20 protein-coding genes are annotated in these 23,865 nt (G+C 60.2%); 7 read left to right on the forward strand and 13 right to left on the reverse strand.

From position 1 onward, the window contains the following. Positions 1-2 precede the first annotated feature (2 nt). The 7 genes from FJW04_RS26990 to FJW04_RS27020 form a co-directional block, all read right to left on the reverse strand. A complete protein-coding gene (locus FJW04_RS26990) occupies positions 3-1,523 on the reverse strand; it encodes a methyltransferase domain-containing protein (protein WP_140717785.1) in 1,521 nt (506 codons plus the stop codon). Continuing rightward, positions 1,520-2,746 carry an ABC transporter ATP-binding protein gene (locus FJW04_RS26995; protein ID WP_015318712.1) on the reverse strand — a complete coding sequence of 409 codons (1,227 nt, stop codon included), beginning with the start codon at positions 2,744-2,746 and terminating at the stop codon, positions 1,520-1,522. Before FJW04_RS26995 ends, FJW04_RS26990 begins: the two co-directional genes overlap by 4 nt. Before the next feature lie 2 nt (positions 2,747-2,748). Beyond that, entirely contained in the window at positions 2,749-3,462 is a 714-nt protein-coding gene (locus FJW04_RS27000) for an ABC transporter permease (protein ID WP_246674034.1), read from the reverse strand. 104 nt (positions 3,463-3,566) lie between these two features. Further along, positions 3,567-4,523, reverse strand: a complete 957-nt coding sequence (locus tag FJW04_RS27005; protein WP_140717789.1) for a GDP-mannose 4,6-dehydratase — start codon at positions 4,521-4,523, stop codon at positions 3,567-3,569. 25 nt (positions 4,524-4,548) lie between these two features. Further along, positions 4,549-5,535, reverse strand: coding sequence for a GDP-mannose 4,6-dehydratase (gmd, locus tag FJW04_RS27010; protein ID WP_140717791.1), 987 nt, complete (start codon positions 5,533-5,535; stop codon positions 4,549-4,551). Positions 5,536-5,592: 57 nt separating this feature from the next. After that, positions 5,593-7,008 carry a mannose-1-phosphate guanylyltransferase/mannose-6-phosphate isomerase gene (locus FJW04_RS27015; RefSeq protein WP_140717793.1) on the reverse strand — a complete coding sequence of 472 codons (1,416 nt, stop codon included), beginning with the start codon at positions 7,006-7,008 and terminating at the stop codon, positions 5,593-5,595. Beyond that, positions 7,008-8,438 carry a phosphomannomutase gene (locus tag FJW04_RS27020; RefSeq protein ID WP_140717795.1) on the reverse strand — a complete coding sequence of 477 codons (1,431 nt, stop codon included), beginning with the start codon at positions 8,436-8,438 and terminating at the stop codon, positions 7,008-7,010. The genes FJW04_RS27015 and FJW04_RS27020 overlap by 1 nt, the downstream gene beginning before the upstream one ends. A 462-nt stretch (positions 8,439-8,900) precedes the next feature. On the opposite strand from FJW04_RS27020, the gene FJW04_RS27025 reads away from it, so the two are divergent. The 3 genes from FJW04_RS27025 to FJW04_RS27035 all read left to right on the forward strand — a co-directional run bounded on the left by FJW04_RS27025 (position 8,901) and on the right by FJW04_RS27035 (position 11,853). Then, a complete protein-coding gene (locus FJW04_RS27025; protein WP_181173068.1) occupies positions 8,901-10,889 on the forward strand; it encodes a nucleoside-diphosphate sugar epimerase/dehydratase in 1,989 nt (662 codons plus the stop codon). Between the two features lie 22 nt (positions 10,890-10,911). After that, entirely contained in the window at positions 10,912-11,199 is a 288-nt protein-coding gene (locus tag FJW04_RS27030; protein WP_246674036.1) for a hypothetical protein, read from the forward strand. 114 nt (positions 11,200-11,313) lie between these two features. Continuing rightward, on the forward strand, positions 11,314-11,853 hold the full coding sequence (locus FJW04_RS27035; protein WP_015318705.1) for a sugar transferase: 540 nt from the start codon (positions 11,314-11,316) through the stop codon (positions 11,851-11,853). Between the two features lie 42 nt (positions 11,854-11,895). Here the strand turns inward: FJW04_RS27035 and FJW04_RS27040 are convergent, their stop codons facing one another. Together FJW04_RS27040 and FJW04_RS27045 are read right to left on the reverse strand one after the other, a co-directional pair. Further along, positions 11,896-12,843: an NAD-dependent epimerase/dehydratase family protein gene (locus tag FJW04_RS27040; RefSeq protein WP_140717797.1), complete on the reverse strand. Its 948-nt coding sequence runs from the start codon at positions 12,841-12,843 to the stop codon at positions 11,896-11,898. Between the two features lie 17 nt (positions 12,844-12,860). Next, complete coding sequence (locus FJW04_RS27045; protein ID WP_140717799.1) at positions 12,861-14,228, reverse strand: O-antigen ligase; 1,368 nt, start codon at positions 14,226-14,228, stop codon at positions 12,861-12,863. A 471-nt stretch (positions 14,229-14,699) separates the two neighbouring features. On the opposite strand from FJW04_RS27045, the gene cysD reads away from it, so the two are divergent. Genes cysD through FJW04_RS27065 form a run of 4 tightly spaced genes read left to right on the forward strand, consistent with a single transcriptional unit; the run spans position 14,700 to position 19,676 of the window. Next, positions 14,700-15,605: a sulfate adenylyltransferase subunit CysD gene (cysD, locus tag FJW04_RS27050; protein ID WP_015318702.1), complete on the forward strand. Its 906-nt coding sequence runs from the start codon at positions 14,700-14,702 to the stop codon at positions 15,603-15,605. 2 nt (positions 15,606-15,607) lie between these two features. After that, positions 15,608-17,545 (forward strand): sulfate adenylyltransferase subunit CysN, encoded by a 1,938-nt coding sequence (gene cysN, locus FJW04_RS27055; protein WP_181173069.1) that lies wholly within the window; start codon positions 15,608-15,610, stop codon positions 17,543-17,545. A gap of 10 nt (positions 17,546-17,555) precedes the next feature. Next, positions 17,556-18,359 carry a 3'(2'),5'-bisphosphate nucleotidase CysQ gene (cysQ, locus tag FJW04_RS27060; protein ID WP_181173070.1) on the forward strand — a complete coding sequence of 268 codons (804 nt, stop codon included), beginning with the start codon at positions 17,556-17,558 and terminating at the stop codon, positions 18,357-18,359. 54 nt (positions 18,360-18,413) lie between these two features. Further along, on the forward strand, positions 18,414-19,676 hold the full coding sequence (locus FJW04_RS27065; protein WP_140717805.1) for an O-antigen ligase family protein: 1,263 nt from the start codon (positions 18,414-18,416) through the stop codon (positions 19,674-19,676). Positions 19,677-19,750: 74 nt separating this feature from the next. Here the strand turns inward: FJW04_RS27065 and FJW04_RS27070 are convergent, their stop codons facing one another. The 4 genes from FJW04_RS27070 to FJW04_RS27085 all read right to left on the reverse strand — a co-directional run bounded on the left by FJW04_RS27070 (position 19,751) and on the right by FJW04_RS27085 (position 23,719). After that, positions 19,751-20,893, reverse strand: coding sequence for a DegT/DnrJ/EryC1/StrS aminotransferase family protein (locus tag FJW04_RS27070; RefSeq protein WP_140717807.1), 1,143 nt, complete (start codon positions 20,891-20,893; stop codon positions 19,751-19,753). A gap of 231 nt (positions 20,894-21,124) precedes the next feature. Further along, positions 21,125-22,048, reverse strand: coding sequence for a carbohydrate kinase (locus FJW04_RS27075; protein ID WP_140717809.1), 924 nt, complete (start codon positions 22,046-22,048; stop codon positions 21,125-21,127). Further along, the gene (locus tag FJW04_RS27080) at positions 22,045-22,491 is read right to left on the reverse strand and encodes an RbsD/FucU domain-containing protein (protein WP_015318696.1); all 447 of its coding nucleotides are present in this window, start codon (positions 22,489-22,491) and stop codon (positions 22,045-22,047) included. Before FJW04_RS27080 ends, FJW04_RS27075 begins: the two co-directional genes overlap by 4 nt. A gap of 1 nt (position 22,492) precedes the next feature. Continuing rightward, positions 22,493-23,719: an ROK family transcriptional regulator gene (locus FJW04_RS27085; RefSeq protein ID WP_015318695.1), complete on the reverse strand. Its 1,227-nt coding sequence runs from the start codon at positions 23,717-23,719 to the stop codon at positions 22,493-22,495. Positions 23,720-23,865 lie beyond the last annotated feature (146 nt).

The following is a 23,865-nucleotide window of genomic DNA, read 5'->3' on the forward strand; positions in this document are numbered from 1 at the left end:
GTCTATTTTCCAGCCCTGAGGCGTCTACGCCACGCATCAAGCACGGCGGGGTCCGGATCAAGCTTCCAGCCTGTGTCGATTGGGACCAAACCGCTGCTTGACCGTGCGAAACCCAGAAGCCGGCGTTCGAGGAGCGGAGCGAACCGTATCAAGCGTTGAACAAATACCGAAGCTCGAGGTCTTCGGCGCAACCATAGCAGGCCATGCTGCATCAGGAGCTTGGCATTTACCTTTGGAATCCGCGCTACAGCGCTTGCCCCCCCGATAAGTCCGCGCATTGGCGCTGTAATTCTCCAAGACGTCGAATTCTGAAAGGCGTCGACCAGAACAGCCAACGGTTGAACCTGTTCGGCCAGTTTCGTAACGCTTTTATTCAGTCGGGCAATTTCGGCATCCCGCTCGGCCACCTGCCTCGAGGTTGCAGCCTCCATGTTCGCCATGAGTTTTTGGAGGCGTGCAATTTCAGCATCTCGCTCTTCGATGGCAGCTTGTCTGCCTGTCAATTGCTCCGTGCTTACAGCGTCCGTCTCCGCCATCTGTTGCTGGAGACGGGCGATTTCGGCATCGCGGGCGGCCACAGCCCTGTCCTTAATGACGTCCCGCAGTTGCTTGCCGATAGAAGCTACCGTGTCCGTGAGTGCTTTGTTTCCAGCCTGCATCAACTCCGACTGGGCGGCGAGGTTCTCGGTCAATTGTTGAAACTGAAGCGCGTTGGACGACGTGGCTCCTCCGTCCGAGCTGTTGACGATCTCTTCGTCAGCGGAATGAAGCCATCCTTTTATTTTTGCCATATCCGTGGGCACTTGCTGCGACGCGGCCTGCACAAACGCTGCAAGTGATCCGGTTTTCCCCTCGGATTGCATGCCCTGCTTTCTTGCCAGGCAGGCATAGTCGCGCCCTACCTCGAACATCAGATGAATGCTGCGCTCGATCGGCCCTGCCTTGATCATGGGACTGCCGTTCAGCCTCAGGATCGCGATTTCGGGGAAGCCGACCTGCTCCACCAGGAACTCGAGCAGGCTCGGGGGCAGGGGACTTTTATGGGTCGGATCAAGATAGAAGGTGTGCGTGCCGACGGAAATATTCTCCGGATTCGGGGTTTCCAGGATAAGCAGGCCATCTTCGGCCAGCACTCTGCGGCACTCGTTCAAGAGTTCGATCAGATAATCGGTAGGCACGTGCTCGACCATGTGGAAGGCTGAAATGACGGCCGCAGTCTCATCCGGTTGCTCTCGCAGATATTCGATCGCATCCCGAAGCTCGATTCTCAGTCCACGTTCGATGGCTTCCTGCGCCATGCCTCCGTTCAGATCCACGCCGACGGCTTCCAGCCCGGCCTCGGTGAGTATCTCAAGCCATTCGCCACGTCCACAGCCAAGATCGATCGCAAGAGTCGGCCCTTCAGGTTGCCTCGGCACCTGCGCCAACAGGGGTTGATAGATCTCAAGTCGGCCCTTGACGAGTTCCCTTGACCCACGAAAGCGGTCCTCGAAGGCCTTGTACAGATCGTCAAAATTTTTCATCGGACGATTTCGAAAGCGTGCTCAAGGCGGCTCGTCCCGACAAAGAAGGGGCTGTCTGAACTGATGACGTCAAAAACCTCGACGTTCTCTATCCAGTCGAAATTGTTGTCGATGTGGACGTCTCCCGTATGCAGCGCGACCGATAGACCATATGAGCCCTGGCCAAGGGAGCAGGCAAGGCGCAGTCGGCATTCGAGCTTGTCTCCAGCCGCAATGTTCGAAAGCACCTGACCAGTGTGCCAGGTGTTGGTTCCCCACACTATATGACCGGCGCGATCCCTCAGCATGAAGCCGATGACAAGCTCCGGAATATCCTCTTTCGCAACAATCCGCGTTCGAACCGTCATGCTCTGTCCTGAAACGGCGATCTTTACCTGGGCACCGGTTTCGCCGTCCAACAACGCCACGGATTCTACCGCGGCTGCCTTGGTCCCGCTTCTGCTGTAGAGCCAATCATCCTTTTCCCGCCGCTGCTCCACCGTCAGCTTCGCATTCTCCTTGGTTGCTATCAGGGCATTATAGTAATCGATCACCTCGTCGGGCGCCCCGTCCTTCAGCACATGTCCCTTGTCCAGCAGGATCACCCTGTCACACAATGCCCTCACGTCGGCCAGGGCGTGAGTGACGAGAATGATCGATGTGCCCGCCGCCTTGAAGCTGCGTATCCGATCAAAGCTCTTGTGTTGGAAATAACTGTCGCCAACCGAGAGCACCTCGTCGACGATCAGCACCTCCGGCCGCTCGGCGGTGGCAAGCGCGAACGCCAGCCGTGCCTGCATCCCGCTCGAATAGGTTCGGACCGGCTGGTCGAAGAACTCGCCTATCTCGGCGAAGTCCTCGATATGCGGCATGAGTTCGGCCAGACGCCCGTGCGAGAGACCCATCAGCCCGCCGGCATGGAAGGCATTCTGGCGCCCGGTGAATTCGGGATTGAAGCCGAGCCCGAGTTCCAGGATGGCGCTTATGCGGCCTGAGACACTCGCCGCACCCTCGGTTGGCCGCACGGTGCCGGTGATTAGCTTCAAAAGCGTGCTCTTGCCGGCGCCGTTCTGCCCGATCAGCCCAAGGGCTTCTCCCGGGGACAGGGAAAAGGAGATGTCCCTGACCGGCCAGAATTCCTCCGTCGGGGTAACTGGCGCTCCGAACCAGCCGGCAAACCTCTCGAGGTTGCTGGCATAGTTCGCATAGCGTTTCGACAAATGACTTACGGAGAGCACGGTCATGGTTACAGCACGTCGATGAGTTCAGGGCTTGCACGGCGAAAGAAAATCATCGCGAAGACCATGCTGAGCAGCCCCAGAATGGCCGGCATGATGAGGCTTTCGGGGCTGGGCCAGCGGTTGAACAGCAACGCATCCTGGTACAATGCAACCAAGGGAGCCATCGGGTTGAGGCTGAGCACGAAGCTGTATTGTTCCGGCAGGACGTTGGCTGGATAGACAATCGGCGTCAGCCAGTACCAGAGCTGCAGCACGATCGTCATGACCTGCGCGATATCGCGAATGAAAACGTTCATCACCCCGAGGATGACACCGAGACCGAATCCGATTGCGGAAATCAGCATGATCCCGACCGGCAGCAGGATCAATGCGCGGCCTGGCATGTGGCCGAGGAAGATGAAGATCACGAAGATGGCGACAAGCAGCAGCAGGTGGTTGATTAGCGCCGTGCCGCCGACGATCACAGGCAGGCACAGGCGCGGAAACGCGATCTTCTTCATGACCGGTGCTTGCTCGATGAAGACGGTCATGCTGCGCGTAAGGATCTCGCTGAACAGCGTCCACGCGGCCATGCCGGACAGAAGGTAGATCGGGTAGGCCGCGGGGCTGTCCGTGTCCGGAAGCCGTGCCTTGAGCACTTCCGAAAGCACGATGGAGAAGATGATCGCCTGCGCAAGCGGGTGAAGGATGAACCACAGGCCGCCCAGGCGCGACCGCACGAAACGCCCCTTCAAGTCGCCTCTGATGGAGGAAATGATGAAATGGCGGTAGTGCCATAAGCTTCGCAGCATGTGATCGACCCTTTGCGCGCTGCGTCTTGCCGTCAGCGGGCGTTACATAGCCGGTGCCAATATCCGAAAACGTCGGCAATTGTCTGTTCGAACGGCACCAAAGGCGTCCAATTCAGCCTATTGTGTGCTTTTGCCGCATCACCGCACATGACGGGAATGTCATTGGGGCGGAATTTGGCCGGGTCGGTACGCACCTCGATGTTGATGCCCGACTGCGCTATGAGCATGTCCAGTATATGCTGGATCCTCCGCGGTCGTCCTGATGCGATGTTATAGACATGGTCGGGCCCGGCATCCAGCTCCAGAAGCGCCGCACTCGCATAAGCGCGCACCACGTCGCGAACATCGAGGAAGTCGCGCTCGGCTTCGAGATTTCCGACGTGAATGACGGGCTCGCTTTTTCCCGACACGATCTCGGCAATCTGCCGCGCGAAGGCGGAAACCACATAGGCGTCCGACTGACCAGGGCCGGTATGGTTGAACGGGCGAAAGCGCACCGCGCGCAGGCCGTCATAGGCCATTTGCCCGATCATCAAGTCCGCAGCCGCCTTGGTGGCGCCGTAGACCGTCATCGGTTGAAGCGGCACGGTTTCCGTCACTGGGCCGGCCACGCTCGCAAACGAAGCCCCATAGGCTTCCGAACTGCCAATGTAGACGAACCGGGCCTTCGGCGCGTGGCGCATCACCGATTCGGCAAGGTTCATCGTTCCCGTGAAGTTGACGTTCCAGGCATGGCGCGGCGCGTTGCGGGCATCGGAAGGTGCTGCAACCGCGGCCAAATGAATGAGCGAGGTGGGCTGGACCTTCCGCACGGCGGTGTCGACCGCATCCCGGTCCAGCAGGTCGATGGCATTTCGCTGGCCTTCGCCATGGCCAAACGCGAACACCTCGCAGGAACTGTGTTCCCGTTCCAGGAGGCGCAACAGCGCAGAGCCGACAAATCCGCTTGCCCCGGTAATCAGGATACGATGCTTCAAATTACCGACCATGAGGCAAAAACGGTTCCCATCCAGCTTAACGTCTGGCTGGGTTCGCGTGGCGTTCGAGATCCGCATCCACCATTTCGCGGATCATCTTTTCCAGCGAGATCGTCGCCTCCCAGCCCAGCTTCGCCTTTGCCTTGGCTGGATTGCCGAGCAGGATTTCGACTTCCGCCGGCCTGAACAAGTCGGGGTCGATGACAAGGTGATCGTCAACATTGAGCCCGACGTGCTCGAATGCAATCCGGCACATGTCGCGCACAGTCGTCGTCCTGCCTGTCGCGATCACGTAATCATCCGGCTGGTCCTGCTGCACCATCAGCCACATCGCGCGGACATAGTCCTTGGAATGACCCCAATCACGCTTGGCGTCGATGTTCCCGAGCCGCAATTCCTTTGCCATGCCCTTCTTGATGCGCGCGACCGCGTCAGTGACTTTGCGGGTGACGAACTCAATGCCGCGAAGCGGGGATTCATGATTAAACAGGATGCCGCTCGAGGCATGCAAACCGAAACTTTCACGATAATTGATCGTAATCCAATGGCCATAAAGTTTCGCCACCGCATATGGAGAGCGTGGGTGGAAAGGTGTCGTCTCGGATTGCATCGGTTCCTGGATAAGGCCGTACATCTCCGAGGACGATGCCTGATAGAAACGGGCTTCAGGCGATTCGAGGCGGATGGCCTCAAGCACATTGGTCACGCCTATGCCGGTCACGTTGCCGGTCAGGATCGGCTGCTGCCACGACGATTTGACGAAGGATTGAGCGGCAAGATTATAGACCTCATCCGGCTTCACGTCGCGCATCGTTCTAGCCAGACCAGACAAATCCGTCAGGTTTCCGTCCACGATCCGAACATCTTTTTCAATGCCAAGCCACTTCAGGCGCGTGGTGTTCACATCGGCGGTGCTTGAACGCCGCGCAAGTCCGTGAACCTCATATCCTTTGGCAAGTAGGAGTTCCGCCAGATAGGCGCCGTCCTGCCCGGTAATGCCGGTAATCAAGGCTTTCTTTGTCATCAATGTTCTCGGTTCTATCTAGTGGTTGCTCGCCAAGCACAGCGAGCCAACCGGTTGTCAGGCGCGGCCGTATACGTCGTCGAAGCGCACGATGTCATCCTCGCCGAGATAATCGCCGCTTTGTACTTCAATGATCACCAGGTCGATTCTTCCCGGGTTTTCCAGCCGATGTTTGTGACCGCAGGGGATGTAGGTCGATTCGTTGGTCGCCAGAAACAGCTCCTGGTCGCCATTGACTATTTTCGCGGAGCCGCTGACCACGACCCAGTGCTCGGAACGATGGTAGTGCATTTGCAGGCTCAAACGTCTACCGGGCTTCACCTCGATGCGTTTGATCTTGAAGCGCTCGCCTTCCTCCAGAACCGTATAGGTACCCCACGGGCGGTGCACCGTGCTGTGAAGCAGGTGCGCTTCATGTCCAGAAGCCTTGAGGTCGTCAAACAGCTTCTTGACGTCCTGAACACGGTCGCGGGATGCGACAAGCAACGCATCCGGGGAATCCACGATCACCAGGTCGCTGACGCCGACCGTGCCGATGACGCGCTTATCGGAGCTCACATAGCTACCGGTTGTGTCGATCATGTGAACATCGCCGCGTATCCTGTTCCCGCTTGCATCGGGAGCGATCAGGTCGGCCATTGCGTTCCACGACCCGATGTCGTTCCAATCCATGTCACAGGGAACCACGGCAAGATTGTTTGTCTTCTCCATGACCGCGTGGTCAAGCGAGACTCGCGGGGCGGAGCCAAAGTGCTCGGGCGCGAGTTCGATCTTGGCAAAGCCTTCGCCTTGACTGAAGTGGCCGTTCTCATAGCTGTCGGAGACAGCCTGGATCACCGCGGGACAATGCAAAGCCATTTCGTCGAGCATGGTTTGTGCGCTGAAGCAGAAGATGCCGCCGTTCCAGAAGAAGCGCTTGGATGCGACATAGGCCTTGGCCGTCTCGAGATCAGGTTTTTCAACGAAACGGACGACTTTCTCACCATCCGCTTCGATATAACCGAATGCAGTGTCCGGTCTGGTCGGGCTGATGCCCAATGTGGCGATCCGCCCCAGCTGGGCGTGTTCGATGGCCCGGCCCATCACGGCCAAAAAAGCAGGCAGGTTGCCAATCATGTGATCCGCCGGGAAGACACACAGAATCACCTCAGGACCCTGCGTTGCCTTGGCATGGATAGCGGCCGCCGCCACCGCGGCGGCCGTATCTCGGCCTTCCGGTTCGAGCAGAAATGTGCGCGGCAACATCACGGAATCCAGTTCGTCGAAATCGTCTTTCGTCAGGAACAGGTGTTCTCCGGACGTTACCACGACGAGTTCCACGACATGCTCTATCGAAGCTGCGCGCAACACTGTGTGCTGAATAAGAGAATGTCCGTCAGCCACTTTGAGGAAAGGTTTGGGGTGCGATTGCCTCGAGGCGGGCCATAGTCGCGATCCGGCTCCACCGCTGATGATGACGGGAACCACTTTCATTACGCGACCTCTGCTTCGTTTGTGGATGTGATTGCCCGCGCTCTTTCGAGCGTCAGCGCCACGATCGCTGTCGCTCTGCTTGGGTCCATAGCCTCTGAGTAACAGCGAAGCTCCGGCGCGTTGCCGGACGGCCGCAGATGGATGATCTCGCCGGTTTCCATTTTTGTCCTTAGCCCGTCAGTCTCGTCGACGTCGGCAACGGTCCCGAACGGCGCCAGAAATCGCTGCAGTGCATCCCGGTCCGCAAGCCGGCGCATCAAGCTGCGGGAACTCTCCACCGGGAAACTTTCGAGACGTTCGCTTGCGCAGGCGGGAAGATTCCACAGTTCGCGCAAACGCGACAGGGATTTTCCTGTCGTCGCTACCATACCGAGAACGGCGAGGATGGGGAGCAGGGAATCTCGTGTCGGCAGTGCCGTCAACGTCTTTCCGTGTAGTGAACAGTCCGACCCCAGGAGAACGCCACCATTGGCCTCAAAGCCAATGACGATTTTTTCGGGATGGTAGGAGGCTTCCATGGCTTCGACGACAAATGGAGATCCCACCTTTGTTCTCAGAACCGTAAAACCGAAAGCTTCCGAAATGCCTGAATTGGAGGTCACGGGCGTCACTACGCTATCAGCCCGCAAGAACAAGGCCGTGGCGAGGCCGATCAGGTCGCCACGAAACAGATCGCCATTCTCGTCGGCGATAAGTGGTCGATCGGCATCGGCGTCGGTCGACACGATGGCGTCGAGCTTGAAGTCTCGAGCCCAACCCTTGAACTTTGCAATTGTGGTCGGGTCAACGGCTTCGGTGTCGACAGGTACGAAGGTATCGGATTTCCCGACAGGTATCACATGGGCGCCAAAAGATTGGAGAACCTTCACGAGAAGGTCCGCCGCGACCGAACTGTGCTGATAGACGCCGAGCCTCATGCCTGAAAGGGATCCAGGCTCCAGGATGTCGTCAGCGCGCGCGCGATAGGCGGTAATCGCCTGGTCATGATGTCCTGGCAAAGCCGTTCCTATTGCGGGCGGGGCGTTATAAGCGTCTGACCTTTCCGCGGCATAGCGTGCTATAGCGGCCTCATCGGCCTTGCTGATCTCACCCTGCAGGTTATAGAATTTGATGCCATTGCGGTCAGCGGGTATATGCGAACCGGTCACCATAAGCGCCGCTGCGCCATGCTGCCGAGCATACAACGCCAAAGCTGGTGTTGGAATGGCACCGCAATCGATCGGTTGAAAGCCACCAACCACCAAGGCAGCCATGCAGTTGGCTGCAATGGTCGGGCTACTATCGCGCAAGTCGCGACCTATGAACACCTTGGCCTTCGGCTGGAGCCCGCCTGCTGCTAGGCGCCAAGCGAAGGCTTCAGTATAAAGTCCACTCGGTTTGCCGACCAGTTCCGAAGCCAAGCCTCGAAGGCCACTCGATCCAAATTTCATTACTTCACTTTGGCTAGTGTGGGGGAAGGCCGTCATATTGCAGTGCGCCCATCTGTCAACCGGAAATCGTTTGGCCAGCCGTCCAGTGTTCCTCGGGCTCTCCAAATAGTGCGTCGGTAATGGCTTGGGCGAGACTTCGTGAGTAGTTGACCAGAAAGGCGGCGTCAAATCCGCCGAAATTTCCAATCTTTCGGCCGGTCTTGTAATCCACCTGAGTCGCGCGACAGTGTTTATAAGCGGAAGCTACTTTTCCAGTCGCTGTTGCATGATATCTTCATCAACGCGCTCGTTCATGAGACGCCGGTGAAAAAATCCCTGGCGATGGCTTCAAGTCCACGCTATGCGATAAAGGCGGCGGGGGCCGAGAAATTTGCGCTAACATAGGTGGCCGGTGGCGAATGGTATTCGACCTGGCGCGGCATTGGTGTTGAAGTTCTCACGTCCGGAGTTCAGTACTGCCCAATGGTATCCTATATAGAAGCTGTGTTCGGGCTCAGGCCTCAGATGCGGCGCGCCTTCATCATGGTCCAGGACGTGGTCATGGTCCTGGTCGCCGTGGCGCTCAGCCTCGTCCTGTCGCGGTCGGATCTTTCCTTTGGGGCGCTCTCCACGGAGGGCCTTGTCACCTGGGCCGGCATCGTGGTCATCAGCCATCTGCTGTTCAGATATTGCGGCCTCTACACCACGGTCTGGCGCTTCGCTTCGACGCCTGATTTCTTCAACATCCTGAAGAGCTGCGCGATACTGACATTCGTCCTCTACGCCGTTTCGCTGTTCGTGCGTTCCTTTCAGCCTGTCGCGGGGCTCAACGAGCGCCAGTTCATCGTCTTCCTGCTCGTCTCCTTCACCGTCATCTCGGCGCCCCGGCTGTTCTACCGCTTCCTGCGTGACGGCGCGAGCTGGGGTGTTCTCAGCGGCAAGGCCGACTTGGCGCGCACCAAGCAGGCCCTGTTCGTCGGCCGGCTCGGCGAGGCCGACCTGATCATTCGTTTCACGCGCACGGCGCAACCCCCCGATCATACCATAGCCGGCATCATGGCCACCGAGCATGGCGCGCCGCTCGGCACGCGCATTCAAGGGGTCCCGGTGGTGGCGACCCGGCCGCGCCTGATCGATGTCCTGGAGGACTATGCGAGCGGCACCAAAAGCCTCGATCTGCTGATCTTCGGCAGCGGCGCCGAGCATGAGATCGAGGAATACTCGGAGCTGGTCCGTGTCGCGCGTCACGCCGACATAGCGGTCGTGCAGTTCGCAGGCCTTTCGCAGCTGGGCCAGGAGGGAAAGCTCGTTCTCGATGCCGTCGAGATGGAAACGATCCTGCGCCGCCCGACTGTGCCATCCGACATCGAGCGCATCGGCGCCTTCGTCGGCGGCAAGCGCGTCCTGGTCACGGGAGGCGCCGGCTCCATCGGGCGGATGCTGGTCAAGCGGTCGCTGGAGCTTGGAGCCGAGGCCGTGCTGGTCGCCGACAATTCCGAATTCGGCATCTTCCAGTTGAGCCAGTATATCGACGAGAAGCATCATGATCGCCTCAAGGTCCGCATCGTCGATGTCGCGGACCGGCGCCAGATGACGCGCGTGGTCACGGAATTCAAACCTGACATCATCTTCCATGCAGCGGCGTTGAAGCATGTTCCGCTGCTGGAGGAGAATTGGGAATCGGCCATCCAGACCAACGTCTTCGGCACGCTTGTCTGCGCCGAGGTCGCGGCCAAATGCGGCGTGGCGCAATTCGTAATGGTCTCGAGCGACAAGGCCGTCGATCCGACCTCCGTGCTCGGCATGACCAAGCGGGCCGCCGAACAGATCGTCAGCGCCCTGCACGGCACGCCGGCCGGCGAACCGGGCGGGCGTCGCGCCTCCACCAAGTTCATCGCCGTGCGCTTCGGCAACGTCTTCGGCAGCAATGGCTCGGTGGCGACCATATTCCAGGCGCAGATCGAGGCCGGCGGGCCGGTCACCATAACCGACCGGCGCATGACGCGCTATTTCATGACCGTCGCCGAAGCCGTCGATCTCGTCATCATGTCGGCGGCCGATGCCGCCTCGCGGCCGGCCGGCCAGGATTACGCCGTCTACATGCTCGACATGGGCAAGCCCGTGCCGATCGTCGAAGTGGCCGAAACGATGATCCGCATGACGGGAAAAAGCCCCTATACGGACATTCCAATCCGCTTCACAGGCATCCGCCCGGGCGAAAAGCTCCACGAGACCCTGCACGGCGAGGACGAGGAACTGGTGGAACTCAGCATTGCCAAGATCTTCGGCCTGAGCACCGATGTCGCGCAGTGGTCGGATGTCCAGACAGCACTTGCGGCGCTTCAGCAGGAGATGAAGAGCCAGAACAAGGCAGCTTCGCTTGCCGCGCTTGCCGGTCTTGACCGCGCCAAGAAGGCGAGGGGGGCCACGCCTCAAGAGGTGATCCCGAAAACGGCTGGGCAGGCGACTTAGGCTGTGCAGAAAACAATCTTGAGTGCTTGATCTGGTCGGCGCCAATGCATCGTGGCAGGCGCGGATCTCGCGGCTGGGTCGCCTGTTCAAGGGCCAGTTCGCGGACTGGACCAATCTCAATCTTGCCGGCCTTGCCGTCAATCGCGATCTCCTTACGAAGGATGCGGTGGCGTGCCTCGACCTGTTCGCGAACGGTCGGCGAGGTTCCCTTTTCCAACGCCTGGGCGCCCTGCGCAAAAGCGGCGTCTATCGACAGACTTTTGCCGGCACCCTTGGGCTCTATCTCGCCTTTGTCCTGGGCCGTATCTGAAATCGCGGACCGCGCTCGCTTGGTTAGGAAGGCGACCTCATGCTACGCCGGCCGGATTGACGGGCATCGCTCGCGGTCATCGCGTAGAGCCTGGCAGGGAGCCCTATCGGCCACATGAAGACAGCCAAGAAAATCTTCGATCTCGCCGGTGCGGCTGTGCTGCTGGTGGCAACCTCTCCCATTCTATTGCTGGCCATTGTTGCCGTCCGGGTATCCTCGCCCGGTCCGGTGATTTTTTCACAAACGCGGATTGGCCGCGAAGGTGTGCTTTTTCGCTGCCACAAGTTGCGGACGATGTACCAGGGAACGCCATCCTTGCCCTCGCATGAAACCCCGGTGAGCGCCGTGACATCGGTTGGAAGGGGCTTGCGGAAATTCAAGCTCGACGAGTTGCCGCAGCTGTGGAATGTCCTGCGCGGCGAAATGAGCCTGGTCGGGCCGCGTCCTTGCCTGCCGACCCAGACGGAACTGATCGAATGCCGCAGGCGGCTGGGCGTTTTGCAGGCTTTGCCCGGGATGACAGGCTTGGCCCAGATCAGGGGCATCGACATGTCGAACCCGCAACTTCTGGCCGAAACCGATGCCACCTATCTCAGGAGCGCGTCGTTCTGGCTCGACCTTCGGATCCTGTTTGGAACACTTTATCGCGGCTGAGCAGCCCCGCTCCAGAAGCGGAAACCGGTCTTTGGGCCGGGATCAAACAGGACGTCGGGGGTTTCGGAGCCGCGCTATCTCGGTCAGCCGCTCCAGCGTGCTGGGTTCCGGCGCCCAGCCTTCCGAGACAAGCAGCGACGGGTCGCATATTTGCGTCGCCGTCAGGCTGTCCCAGAACATCCGCTTGCCAAGCAGTGTGGCGGCTGTCCGCATTGGTCCAGCCGGCACGGTCATCAGGCGCGTCGGCCTCCGCAAGCCGCGGCGAAAGGCACCGATGACGGCAGCGACGGACACTGGCGGCTCGTCGCTGGCGAGATAGATCGGACGAAGTGGCTCGGAATGGCAAAGCAGATGCCACACCGCCCGTGCCGCGGATTGCGATGATAGCAGCGAACGGTTCGCCGTCAATGCGCCCGTTGGCATCGGCAGAGCCGTATCGGCGAGCCGCATCAGCGTCGCCAGGTTTCCTTTCATCCCGATCCCGTAGACTGGAGGCAGCCGCAATATGGCCGCGTCGGCACGGCCATGCGAGGCATAGGCGCCCAACACGGCAATTTCTGCTTCGCGTTTCGAGCGCCCGTAGGCGTCTTGCGGGTCCGGGATCGTGTTTTCGTCGATCGTTGCGCTGGCACGCGCGCCGATCACGGCCCGGATCGAGGAAAGATGGATGAACCGTCCGCTTGCCTGAGTGGCGGCGGCATGCGCCAGACGTGCGCTCAATTGCGCATTGGCTGCCCGAAAATCAGCTTCGGCGGCATTGCCCTGATCATTGTTCAGACCCGCGCAATGGACGACATCCGTAACATCCCTGGTCAGCGCCAGGAAAGCCTCGGCAGGTGCATCGTACCCCGGCATCTGCATCGTGTCGGGCCCGGCATCAAGTCTCTCCGGCTGACGGGAGGCAAGGCGAAGTTCGACACCGGCCTCACGAAACCGATGGACCACCTGGCGGCCGATGAAACCCGTCGCGCCCGTAACCAGGACTTTCATTGTCTTGCCAGGACCGGCTATCGGGCGGCTGGCGGAGGTGCCAGGTCTGATGGAATGGCTTCCGTCACCAGTGGAACGGTTTGGCTTTTCGGTGGTGACGTCGCCTGGGCTCCCACCACTGGTGGAAGGGCTTGCCTTTCCACCAACGCGGCCTGGCGGCCACAGGCAAGATATGTTCCCGACACCAGGAAGACCATAAAGACCGAGTCAAGAATGTCATGGCCGATCAGGATGCCCGTCATGCCGGCAGTCAGGTAGGTGATCACGACGGCGACGATCATGGTGGCGCCGAACCGTTCGATCGGATCGGTGCTGTCACGGAGGACCAGGGCTGCATTTCTGACGGCAGCCACAAAGATCGCCGCCAGCGTCACCGCACCCAAGATTCCCGCTTGTACCAAGGCGGTCAGGAAGCCGTTGTGGAAATGACTGAAACCTGCATCCATCCCGAACTGATCCTGAAAGCCCTGCTTGATCAAGAGCCGGGTGGCACCCACCCCATGTCCAAACAATGGCATCTCATGAAATGCCTTCAGGCCGATATCCCAAAGCGCGACGCGTAGTCCCAAAGCAGTCGTGTGGTCACCATGGGCCGCCAGCGCATCCCAGTCGGAGTGCAGAAATGCGACGCGCCCCGCTATCGTCTGGAACCCGAAAAACGCGATAGCGACCGCAATCGCGGCCAGCAGCAAAAGCACGCGAACGGCATCTCTCCCTCTTAGCTTCTGCTGGTTGATCAACAGAACGGCGACACCGGCAATCAGCAGTGCCAGCCAGACGATGCGCGTACCGGAGTAGATGATGGCGATCGTTCCGCCGAGTGCGGCGCAGGCGAGGGCGATCCTGTATTTCTCTATACCGGATAGGGCAGCGGCCACGCAGATCACCACCGCAAGGCAGAGGACCTCAGCAAAAACGATCGCATTCCCCGCCCCACCCTCGGCGCGCATACCAAGTCGATATTGCTGATAAACCGCCAGCAGCAGCGCTCCGAAACAAGCCGCCATGCTGGCCAACACAATGATGCGGACGAGCGTTGTTTTTTGCGTAGTGCTCCAGGTCGAATAGGAAATGGGAAAAAACAGAAAGGTGATCAGCGGGACAAGATGCCGTGCGTCCTTGACGATCGCGTGGTTGACGATGGACGCCAGGACATTGCTTGCGCAATAGGCGTAGATCGCGATCGTTAGCGCCATCATCGCCCGGTCGACATTGAAGTGCCTTCTCTTCAAGACGATTAACAGGACGGACCATAGTCCGCCGCCATTGAACACGAAGCTGACCGCCGATCCCAGGACCGGGGGAGAAAAGAAGCAGAGAATGGAGAAGTAGACATTGATCCGCGAAGGCGTGATTTGCTGTCTTATGAATGAAAGCCGGTTCAATTTTCGGACCCGCTATTCTCAAGAAAATTTATGCGGCACATCGTGTTCGGTGAAACCCCCAACATGCTCACCTCGAAATTGCCCATTGATAATGCATCTTGCCCTTTCTAAGCGTATAGCGGCTGGGCCGCTGTTTCGATAGTACGCCGTGATCGATTGCCGCTGAAACCCCCGGTCGGCACCGGTTGACCCTGCAGCATCCCCGGCCTTCTCACAGGCAATATTTTTCCAGCCTTTTCACGGCTGGAAGCTCTCCAAGCAGAAATTTCCGGGTTTTGTCGCAACCGTGGAAAATTCATTCCCGAACGAATGGCTGTCGGGCTCGTCCTGCATTGTTCTGGGCCGCGACGATCTGCTAGAACGCCCGCACGAAACACTTGTCCAGAAGCGAAGCTTTGAACCGGGCGCAAAAGGCTCGATGATTTGACGCAGGATCTTCTGTTGCAAGGCATGAGAGAACGCTCACGGTCCATGATACCAGCGCTTACGCATCTGCAGCGGCTTGAAGCCGAGTCCATTCACATATTCCGCGAGGTCGCGGCAGCCTTCACCAAGCCGGTCATGCTCTATTCCGTCGGCAAGGATTCGTCGGTGCTGATGCATCTGGCGATGAAGGCGTTCTATCCGGCCAAGCCGCCATTCCCGTTTCTTCACGTCGACACCACCTGGAAATTTCGCGAGATGATCGCATTTCGCGATCAGATGGCGAAGAAGCTGGGTTTCGATCTTCTGGTTCATGTCAACGAAGATGGCGTGCGCGACAACATCAATCCGTTCGATCACGGCTCGAACACCCACACTCATGTGATGAAAACCGTGGCGCTGCGCCAGGCGCTCGACAAATACGGCTTCGACGCTGCCTTTGGCGGCGCCCGTCGCGACGAGGAAAAGTCGCGCGCCAAGGAGCGCATCTTCTCTTTCCGCAACGCCCAGCATGTGTGGGATCCGAAGAACCAGCGGCCCGAAATGTGGAAGATCTTCAACACACGTATCGCGCAGGGTGAATCGATCCGCGTCTTCCCGCTGTCGAACTGGACCGAGCTCGACATCTGGCAGTACATTCTGCAGGAAAACATCCCGATCGTGCCGCTCTATTTCGCCAAGCGGCGGCCGGTTGTCGAACGCGATGGCATGCTGATCCTCAAGGATGATGATCGCATGAAGCTACTGCCCGGCGAGGTCGTGGAGGACAGGTTGGTGCGATTCCGTACGCTTGGCTGTTATCCGCTGACCGGCGCCATCGAATCCGACGCCGACACACTTGAAGCCATCGTTGGCGAGATGCTGACGGCACGCACCTCCGAACGGCAGGGTCGGTTGATCGACCGCGATGAAGCCGGTTCGATGGAAAAGAAGAAGCGCGAGGGGTATTTCTGACCATGCGCCACATCATGGCAAAGAGCCTCGCTCCAACGGACGGCGTCCGCGATTATCTGGCCGCGCAGGAGAAGAAGTCGCTGCTGCGCTTCCTGACCTGCGGTTCGGTGGATGATGGCAAGTCGACGTTGATCGGACGCCTGCTCTCCGACACCAAGCAGATTTTCGAGGACCAGCTCGCCGCGCTTGAACGCGATTCGCGCAAGCATGGCACGACGGGCGACGACGTCGACTTCGCGCTGTTGGTCGACGGCCTCGAGGCGGAGCGCGAGCAAGGCATTACCATCGACGTCGCCTACCGCTTCTTTGCCACGCCGAAGCGCAAGTTCATCGTCGCCGACACGCCCGGCCACGAGCAATATACCCGCAACATGGCGACAGGCGCTTCGACCGCCGACTTGGCGATCGTGCTGATCGATGCCCGGCAGGGGGTGCTGCGCCAGACGCGGCGCCATTCGATCATTGCCTCGCTGCTCGGCATCCGCCACATCGTGCTGGCGGTCAACAAGATCGATCTCGTCGGCTTTGATCAGGCGGTCTTCAACAGGATCGTCGAGGACTACCGGCAGTTCTCACGCGATCTCGGCTTCCAGGCCATCGCGCCGATTCCGATGTCGGCCCGCTACGGCGACAATGTCAGCGGCCGCTCCGAAAACACGCATTGGTATTCCGGCCCGACATTGATCGAGCATCTCGAAACCGTCTCCGTCGAGGAAGCCACGGCCGAGCTGCCGTTCCGCTTTCCGGTTCAGTACGTCAATCGTCCCAATCTCGATTTTCGCGGTTTTGCCGGCACCATCGCGTCCGGCATTGTTGCGCAAGGCGACGAGGTCGTGGTCGCCAAATCGGGCAAGTCCTCGCATGTCAAACGCATCGTCGCCTATGGCGGCGATCTCAAACAGGCGGTGGCCGGCCAGGCCATAACGCTCGTTCTCGACGACGAGGTCGAGGTTTCCAGGGGCAACATGCTGGTTTCGCCGTCCGCACGGCCGCAGGTCGCCGACCAGTTCGCCGCCAACATCGTCTGGTTCGACGAGCATGCGCTGCTGCCGGGCCGTTCCTATATCCTGCGCACCGAGACCGACCAGACCAGCGCCACCGTCACCGACTTGAAGTACCGCATCAATGTCAACGACTTTGCGCATGAGGCGGCCAAGTCGCTTGAAATGAACGAGGTCGGTATCTGCAACATTTCGACCCGGGCGCCGATTGCCTTCGATCCGTTTGGCGAGAACCGGACCACTGGCGCCTTTATCCTGATCGATCGCATCAGCAACGCCACGGTTGGCGCAGGCATGATCGTGCACTCGCTGCGCCGCGCCGAAAACATCCATTGGCAATCGCTCGATGTCGGCAAGCGCGTGCGTGCCGACATGAAGAACCAGCGGCCCGCCGTGTTCTGGTTCACGGGGCTTTCGGGCTCCGGCAAGTCGACCATCGCCAACCTGTTCGAGAAGAAGCTTTTCGCCACTGGGCGTCATACCTACATTCTCGATGGCGACAATGTCCGCCACGGTCTCAACCGCGACCTTGGATTCACCGATGCCGATCGCGTCGAGAACATTCGCCGCGTCGCCGAAGTTGCCAAGCTGATGGCCGACGCCGGGCTGATCGTCATTGTCTCCTTCATTTCCCCGTTCAGCGCCGAGCGGCGGATGGCCAGGGAATTGATGGCCGATGGCGAGTTCATCGAGGTGTTTGTCGATACGCCTTTCGAGGAATGCGCCAGGCGTGATCCGAAGGGCCTCTATGCCCGCGCGCTGAATGGCGAGATCAAGAATTTCACCGGTGTCGATTCGCCTTACGAAGCACCGGAGAAACCGGAGATCCATCTGAAGACGCTCGGCAGATCGGCTGAAGAGATGGTAGATGCCTTGGAACACTGGCTGAACGAGCGTGACATTGCCGAAGACCAATATGACAATGGCGGCGGCATCTGACGACACGTCGATGCTTGAAATCTTCGAGCGGCTGGCGCTAGCCGCCGGGCGCGAGGTGATGCGCGTATTCCACGCCGGCTGCGCGGTCGACCGCAAGTCGGACGCCTCGCCGGTCACCGAGGCGGACCGCGAGAGCGAGAAGATCATTCTTGCAGGCCTGCGCGCCGCATTCCCCGATATTCCGTGCGTGGCCGAGGAGGAAGCGGCGGCCGGCATCATGCCGGGCGAACTTGGCGAGACCTTCTTCCTCATTGATCCGCTTGATGGCACCAAGGAATTCGTCAACCGGCGCACCGACTTCACCGTCAACATCGCGCTTGTCCGCCATGGTGTGCCGGAAGTCGGCGTTGTCTTCGCTCCCTGCAGCGGCCGGTTTTTTTCCGGCCGGCCGGGCAGGGCGGAAGCCCTCGAAGTCGATAAGGACTACCGGATCGTTTCCCGCCGGCCGATTTCGGTGAGAATGGCCGCGACGCCGCTGGCCGTGGTTGCCAGCCGCTCGCACAACACGCCGGAAACCGAAGCCTATATTCGCGACCTTGGTGCCGCCGAGATCGTCTCGGTCGGTTCGTCACTGAAATTCTGCCTCCTCGCCAATGCCGAGGCGGATGTTTATCCGCGCTTCGGTCGCACCATGGAATGGGACACCGCTGCGGGTGACGCGGTGCTGCGTGCCGCCGGCGGCACGACGCGGACGCTGAACGGCAAGCCCTTGACCTATGGCAAGCGCAACCAGGCCGATGACGCGGACTTCGCCAATCCGCATTTCATCGCCAGCGGCGAGGCTGCAATCCAGGGACGTATCGAACGTAGGTGAAAAGCCCTCGTCGATGGCCTATCCTTTGTCGACGTCCCCTGAGTCGGTAAGTGAATGTCCTTGTTTCAGAAATGCCATGCCGTCATTTTGGGCGGCTTTCCCGCATGGACCAGCAATCGTGATGAAATAGCCTTCAGGATGTTGCTGGGCCTCTACGCCCTCTCTCCCGCCCTTTTCGCCTTCGTCGAAATGTCCCCAACGGTCTTAGCGATTGTCGGGGCACTCATGGGCGCTCTCGCCCTTTTGACGAAGCGTGCGCGTTTTGGCAGAGGCACGACAGGCCTCGCAATTGTTCTCGCTCTCTTGTCAGGCTTTATCTTTTCGAGCGCCCTGTGGTCGGTCGATGCGAGCCGCTCTCTCACGGCGGCGAGGGACGTGTTTGGCTATTCGATCGCCGCTATCCTGCTGTTTCAGGGCATCCTCGCGCTTGCGAGCGCTCAATGCGAGCGGCTCGCGTGGGTGTCATTGGCCGGCATGTTGATCGGCGTCGTATCGGTGATGGGCTGGGAACTGTATTTTGCGTTTCTGACCGAAGATCCACGCTTTGTGGAGAACGTTTTCACCCTCCACAAAATCACGGTTTACGGAGCTTTTTTTGCCGTCATATTTCTTGCCCAGCCGAGGCTGGTCTGGAAAGGGCTTGCGGCTCTCTTTGCCGTTCTGACATTGCTCTACGGCCGATCGACCGGCGTCAATCTGGCGATTGTCCTCGTGGCGGTGATGTTTGTCATGCCCGCGAAATACCGCCAGCACGTTTTGGTTGGATTTTTCGCCGTCTATTTGTCTCTTGCCCTGATTGCCCCCTTCGTCGTCGCGCCGCTGTTCGCCTACCTCAAAACAACGGGATGGCTGGCTTTCTATCCAGGAACCTTCGCAGCGCGGCTTGATTTATGGCAGATGATTTCGCCCCGCATCGCGGACCAGCCGATCCTCGGCCATGGCGCCAATACGATGAGAAACGCGGCCGGGGTTGTCGTGAGTCCGACATATTATGCGCAGGCGGATCTCCCAAGCGCACATAATATCGTATTCGATTTGTGGTACGAACTGGGAGCGCTGGGCATCATCGTGTATGGGGTGCTCCTGGCGGCGATCATAAGAATGATCGGTGGTTTGAGCGGCCCCTGCCATTTCATAGCCAGCTCCTACCTGATCATAGCTGTCGTCGAACTCTCGGTCGATCATCGGATCTGGTTGTCATGGGTGCTGGGCACTTTGGTCTTCGCCGCGGGGATCTGCATAGTGCAGTGCCGTTTCATGACCCGGTCGGGAATGGAAGACGGGATCACAAGACACGCGGCGTCCTTCTCAAAATAACGGGCGAAGCGCACGGCCTGCGCCGTCGTCGCTCTATGCCAAGGAGGTGTCGGTCGGGTATCCGTGCCCAACGCCTATTCGGCCGCGGCCTGCGCCGAGTTCGAGCCGATATAATTGCGGATCGTTTCGATGATCCGGTCCTGGTCGGCCTCGCTGAGATAGGGGTGCATCGGCAGGCACAGGATGCGTTTCGGCAGGTCCTCCGAAACCGTAAGACCGGTCGGCGTGCGCGGGTAGTCGCGATAGGCGATCTGCTCATGCAGCGGCTTGACGTAGTAGATGACGGACGGAATGCCCTTTTCGCTCAAATGCGCTCTAAGCCCGTCGCGTTTCGGCGTTTCGATCGCGTATTGCGCCCAGGCCGAGCGGCTGCCACCCAGGTTGCGGGCTGCGGTGACGACGTCACCGAGGCCTTCAGCGTAGCGTTGGGCCACCACCTGCCGCGCCACCATCTCTTCCTCGAGGATGGCGAGCTTCTCAAGCAGGATCGCCGCCTGCAGCGTGTCGAGCCGTGAATTGATGCCGACGCGGATGTTGTCGTACTGCGTCTCGCCCTTGCCATGGAAGGCGAAGGATCTGAGCGCGTCGGCCAGCGCGTCATCATTGGTGAACATCGCACCGCCGTCGCCATAGCAGCCGAGCGGCTTGGCCGGATAGAAGCTGGTCGAGCCGACATGGCCGAACGCGCCGCACATCCTGCCTTCGAGCGAGCCCCCCATGGACTGGGCTGCGTCCTCGATCACCAATAAGCCTTCGCGATTGGCAATAGTCATGAGCGCCTCATAGTCGGCGGCAAGACCGAACAGGTCGACAGGGATGATCGCCTTCGGCTTCAGTCGACCTTCCTTCTTGACGGCCGCGATCGCCGCCTCGAGGCTGGCGATGTCGATGTTGTAGGTTGTCGGATCGACATCGACGAAAACCGGCTCGGCCTTGGCCAGCGCCACCACTTCCGCCGTGGCGGCGAAGGTGAAGCTCGGCACGAACACCGCGTCACCCGGGCCGATGCCGGCGGCGAACAGCGGCAAAAGCAGTGCGTCGGTGCCGTTGGCGCAAGCAATCACATGCTTGACGCCGACATAGGCGGCGAGCTTCTTCTCGAATTCGGCGACCTGCGGGCCAAGGATGTAGCGGCCATCCTCGACCACGTGGTCGATCGCGGCTTTCAGCCGATCGCGGATTCGTTCGCGCTGCGCGCCAAGATCGATGAATTGCATGTCGGCCTCAATATACCTGCCAATAACCGGCCCGCTGGTACCAGACTTGGCGCGGCTGAAAAAGCCAGCTGCGGATCGGGGACTTGGTGCAAGTGTCGCAGCCCGTTACCACGTTTTGCCGGTATATTGTCCCACAAAGCCGGGAATCCGGGCTTGGCGGTGCAATTCAGCCCATTCTTATCGAGGTTTTCCGGCGCCTGGAAACATAAAGTGATCGCGCTGGAGAGCCGATTAGCCGATCTCGTGCCGCCAGGGGGGATTGGCGCCGGCTCGTGAGACTGTCACTGCCGCCGCCTTGGCGCCGAGCGCCAATGCTTTGCGGATGGCGTCTTCGGACAGGCTGGAAATCGCCGCCTTCGTCAACAGGCCTTGCTCATGCAGGGAGGCAAGGATGCCGGCGTTGAACGTGTCTCCGGCGCCGACGGTGTCCACCACCTTCACTGTCTCCGGCATGACGGTGACACGATGCTGTTTGCTGTAGCCAACGGCACCCTCGCTGCCATGCGTGACGACGATCAGCTTCGGGCCGCGGTCGAGCCAATTGCGCACGACATCCTCGTGCGAGCCGGCTTCGCCGAACCAGTGGAGGTCTTCGTCCGACAGTTTGACGATGTCGGCCATCGCCATCATCTCCCGGATGCGCCTGAGGTGCTTGGCCTTGTCGGGAATAAAGTTCGGCCGGATGTTGGGATCGAGCATCATCACGCGGGTCTCATGCTCGCGCTGCATGAATTCCTCATAGGCCGACCCAGCCGGCTCCGAGATCAGGCTGATGGCGCCGAACAGCATCGCCTCGATCTCGCTGCCGAGTTGCGGCAGGTCTTCGATGGTCAGCATGCGCCCGGCCGTGTTCTCGTCATAGAAGGTGTAGGTCGCCTGGCCATTGTTCAGCCGCACGAACGCCAGGGTCGTCGGTCGGGGCGAGGTGTGCGCGTAGGTGGAACTGACTTTGCTCGCCCCCAACGCGTCCCTGAACTGACCGCCGAACAGGTCCGACGACAGGCCCGAGAAGAAGCCGGCCGGCGCGCCCAAGCGGCCGAGCGCGATCGCTGTGTTGAAGACAGCGCCGCCGACATAGGGGGCAAAAGCCCGCTCATTCTCCGTAGTGGTGCGCGGCAGCATGTCGATCAGGGCTTCGCCGCAGCAGAGGATCATGGCTTCTCGGTCTCCGGCGGATAGATCACGCCCTTGCGGATGATGATATTGGCGTAAAGCCGCGGCTCGCTTGTCGCGACGATGGCATGCGCCGATTTGACCCGTGCATAGAAGTCGGCGCCGGCCAGTGCAACCACCTTGCGGCCCGGCGCGCGTTTGGCGCAGATCGCCTCCATTTCACGATGGACGGGGTCGGCAAGCGACGGATCGCCTTTCACCGAGGCGCGAAACAGCGCCTCCGGCACGACATCGTCGACCGGAAGCAGCGTCAGTATCGCGTCGAGTACGGGCATGAGGGCGTGGCCATCGGTCCTGATGAGGCGCCTTGCCTGCTCCTGTGCCGGATAGTTCCCGTCGACCACGGCAATCTCGTCACCATGGCCCATGGCGCGCAACGTCGCCAGAAGCTCTGGACCAAGCAGCGCCGGAATCCCGATCAGCATTTCACGCGCCCCTGGAGATCGTCGTCGAACCGATCAGGAAGCGTTCGGAAAGCGGCAGGCTGGCGCCGCCGAGCGCCCGGGCATGGATACCCACGCTTCCCTCGCGGACGGCCGGAAGTTTCAGCCCTTCGCCGTCGATCGCGCCGATTGCCGTCACGACCGCCTCGACCAGCCTCTGGCGCACGGCCTTCGGCATCCAGCCGTCGATCACCGCGGCTTCGAAATCGATGACCGAGGACGCTGCCACGATGGCGTAGGCGAGCGCCTGCGAGGCGCTGGCGATCCACTCGTCCAGCGCGGCGCCGATCTCCCCCCAATCCTCGGGTGAGGTCCACAGATACGAGGCCTCGACGCCACGCGCGTTGAGTGTTTTTTCGAGCATGGCGATCGAGGCCACGTCGATCAGCTGGGTCGGTTTTCCATCCGGCCCCGGCACAGGCATTGAGCCGAGCGCGCCGGCATTGCCGGTCGGCCCGCCAAACAGCCGGCCGTTGAGCACGATGCCGCCGCCAGCAAAGGCGCCGATGTAGAAATAGACGAAATCCCGCGCCGCGCCCGTCTGGCCAAAGACCAGTTCGGCGCCGCAGGCGGAGGTGGCATCGTTCTGCAGATAGACCGGAAAATCGCATTGCGCCTGGATGTCGGTCCTGATGTCACGATGGCGCCATTCGTCCATCACGTCGCGCGGCGCGCCGGCGGTGTCGGCCCAGTTCCAGAGCTCGAAAGGCATGGCGATGCCAAGTCCGGCGATGCGCTTGTCCTGTGCCGGCGTCAGCTCGCCGCGCATCGCCTTCATGCCTGACGTGACGAACTCGACCGTCTCGCGTGGGGCAGGGTAGCGGTAGGAATGCTGCAGCATCGCGCGCACCTGTCCGAGGAAATCGATCAGCACGAGTTCGGCGCTGCGGCGGCCGATCTTGAGGCCGATGAAGAAGGCGCCTTCGGGGTTGAGTGCCATGGGGATCGAGGGCTGGCCGATCTTGCCGCGCAACGGCGCCTGGCGCACGAGCAAGCTTTCTTCCTCCAGTTCGCGCATGATGACCGAGACCGTCTGCGCCGAAAGTCCGGTCATGCGGGCAATGTCGGACTTCGCCAGACTGCCGTGCTGGCGCACCAGCGAAAGCACCAGGCGCTCGTTGTGGTCGCGCATGCCACTCTGGTTGGTGCCGCGGTGAATAAGGCTCTCGTTCGCTTCGGGCGAACCATGCCTCGCAGTGGCCGTCTCCACCCTGTTCCTCCCGTCGTTTCCCCACAATGCTTTTGGTCAGAATGAGTGAACGACGCAAGGGTGTCAATAATAAATAAGAGTGATTTAATTATTGACAGATGCGCTGGCGTGGTGTTCCTTGAGAGGGCATCCGCGCTGGGAGAAGT

This window comes from Mesorhizobium sp. B2-7-3 (genome assembly GCF_006440715.1).
Lineage (GTDB): Bacteria > Pseudomonadota > Alphaproteobacteria > Rhizobiales > Rhizobiaceae > Mesorhizobium > Mesorhizobium australicum.

Coding starts and splice junctions, on each gene's coding strand:
- FJW04_RS26990 (WP_140717785.1), bottom strand. CDS start 1,523: ATGAAAAATTTTGACGATCTGTACAAGGCCTTCGAGGACCGCTTTCGT.
- FJW04_RS26995 (WP_015318712.1), bottom strand. CDS start 2,746: ATGACCGTGCTCTCCGTAAGTCATTTGTCGAAACGCTATGCGAACTAT.
- FJW04_RS27005 (WP_140717789.1), bottom strand. CDS start 4,523: ATGGTCGGTAATTTGAAGCATCGTATCCTGATTACCGGGGCAAGCGGA.
- gmd (WP_140717791.1), bottom strand. CDS start 5,535: ATGACAAAGAAAGCCTTGATTACCGGCATTACCGGGCAGGACGGCGCC.
- FJW04_RS27015 (WP_140717793.1), bottom strand. CDS start 7,008: ATGAAAGTGGTTCCCGTCATCATCAGCGGTGGAGCCGGATCGCGACTA.
- FJW04_RS27020 (WP_140717795.1), bottom strand. CDS start 8,438: ATGAAATTTGGATCGAGTGGCCTTCGAGGCTTGGCTTCGGAACTGGTC.
- FJW04_RS27025 (WP_181173068.1), top strand. CDS start 8,901: ATGGTATCCTATATAGAAGCTGTGTTCGGGCTCAGGCCTCAGATGCGG.
- FJW04_RS27035 (WP_015318705.1), top strand. CDS start 11,314: ATGAAGACAGCCAAGAAAATCTTCGATCTCGCCGGTGCGGCTGTGCTG.
- FJW04_RS27040 (WP_140717797.1), bottom strand. CDS start 12,843: ATGAAAGTCCTGGTTACGGGCGCGACGGGTTTCATCGGCCGCCAGGTG.
- cysD (WP_015318702.1), top strand. CDS start 14,700: ATGATACCAGCGCTTACGCATCTGCAGCGGCTTGAAGCCGAGTCCATT.
- cysN (WP_181173069.1), top strand. CDS start 15,608: ATGCGCCACATCATGGCAAAGAGCCTCGCTCCAACGGACGGCGTCCGC.
- cysQ (WP_181173070.1), top strand. CDS start 17,556: ATGCTTGAAATCTTCGAGCGGCTGGCGCTAGCCGCCGGGCGCGAGGTG.
- FJW04_RS27065 (WP_140717805.1), top strand. CDS start 18,414: ATGTCCTTGTTTCAGAAATGCCATGCCGTCATTTTGGGCGGCTTTCCC.
- FJW04_RS27070 (WP_140717807.1), bottom strand. CDS start 20,893: ATGCAATTCATCGATCTTGGCGCGCAGCGCGAACGAATCCGCGATCGG.
- FJW04_RS27075 (WP_140717809.1), bottom strand. CDS start 22,048: ATGATCCTCTGCTGCGGCGAAGCCCTGATCGACATGCTGCCGCGCACC.
- FJW04_RS27080 (WP_015318696.1), bottom strand. CDS start 22,491: ATGCTGATCGGGATTCCGGCGCTGCTTGGTCCAGAGCTTCTGGCGACG.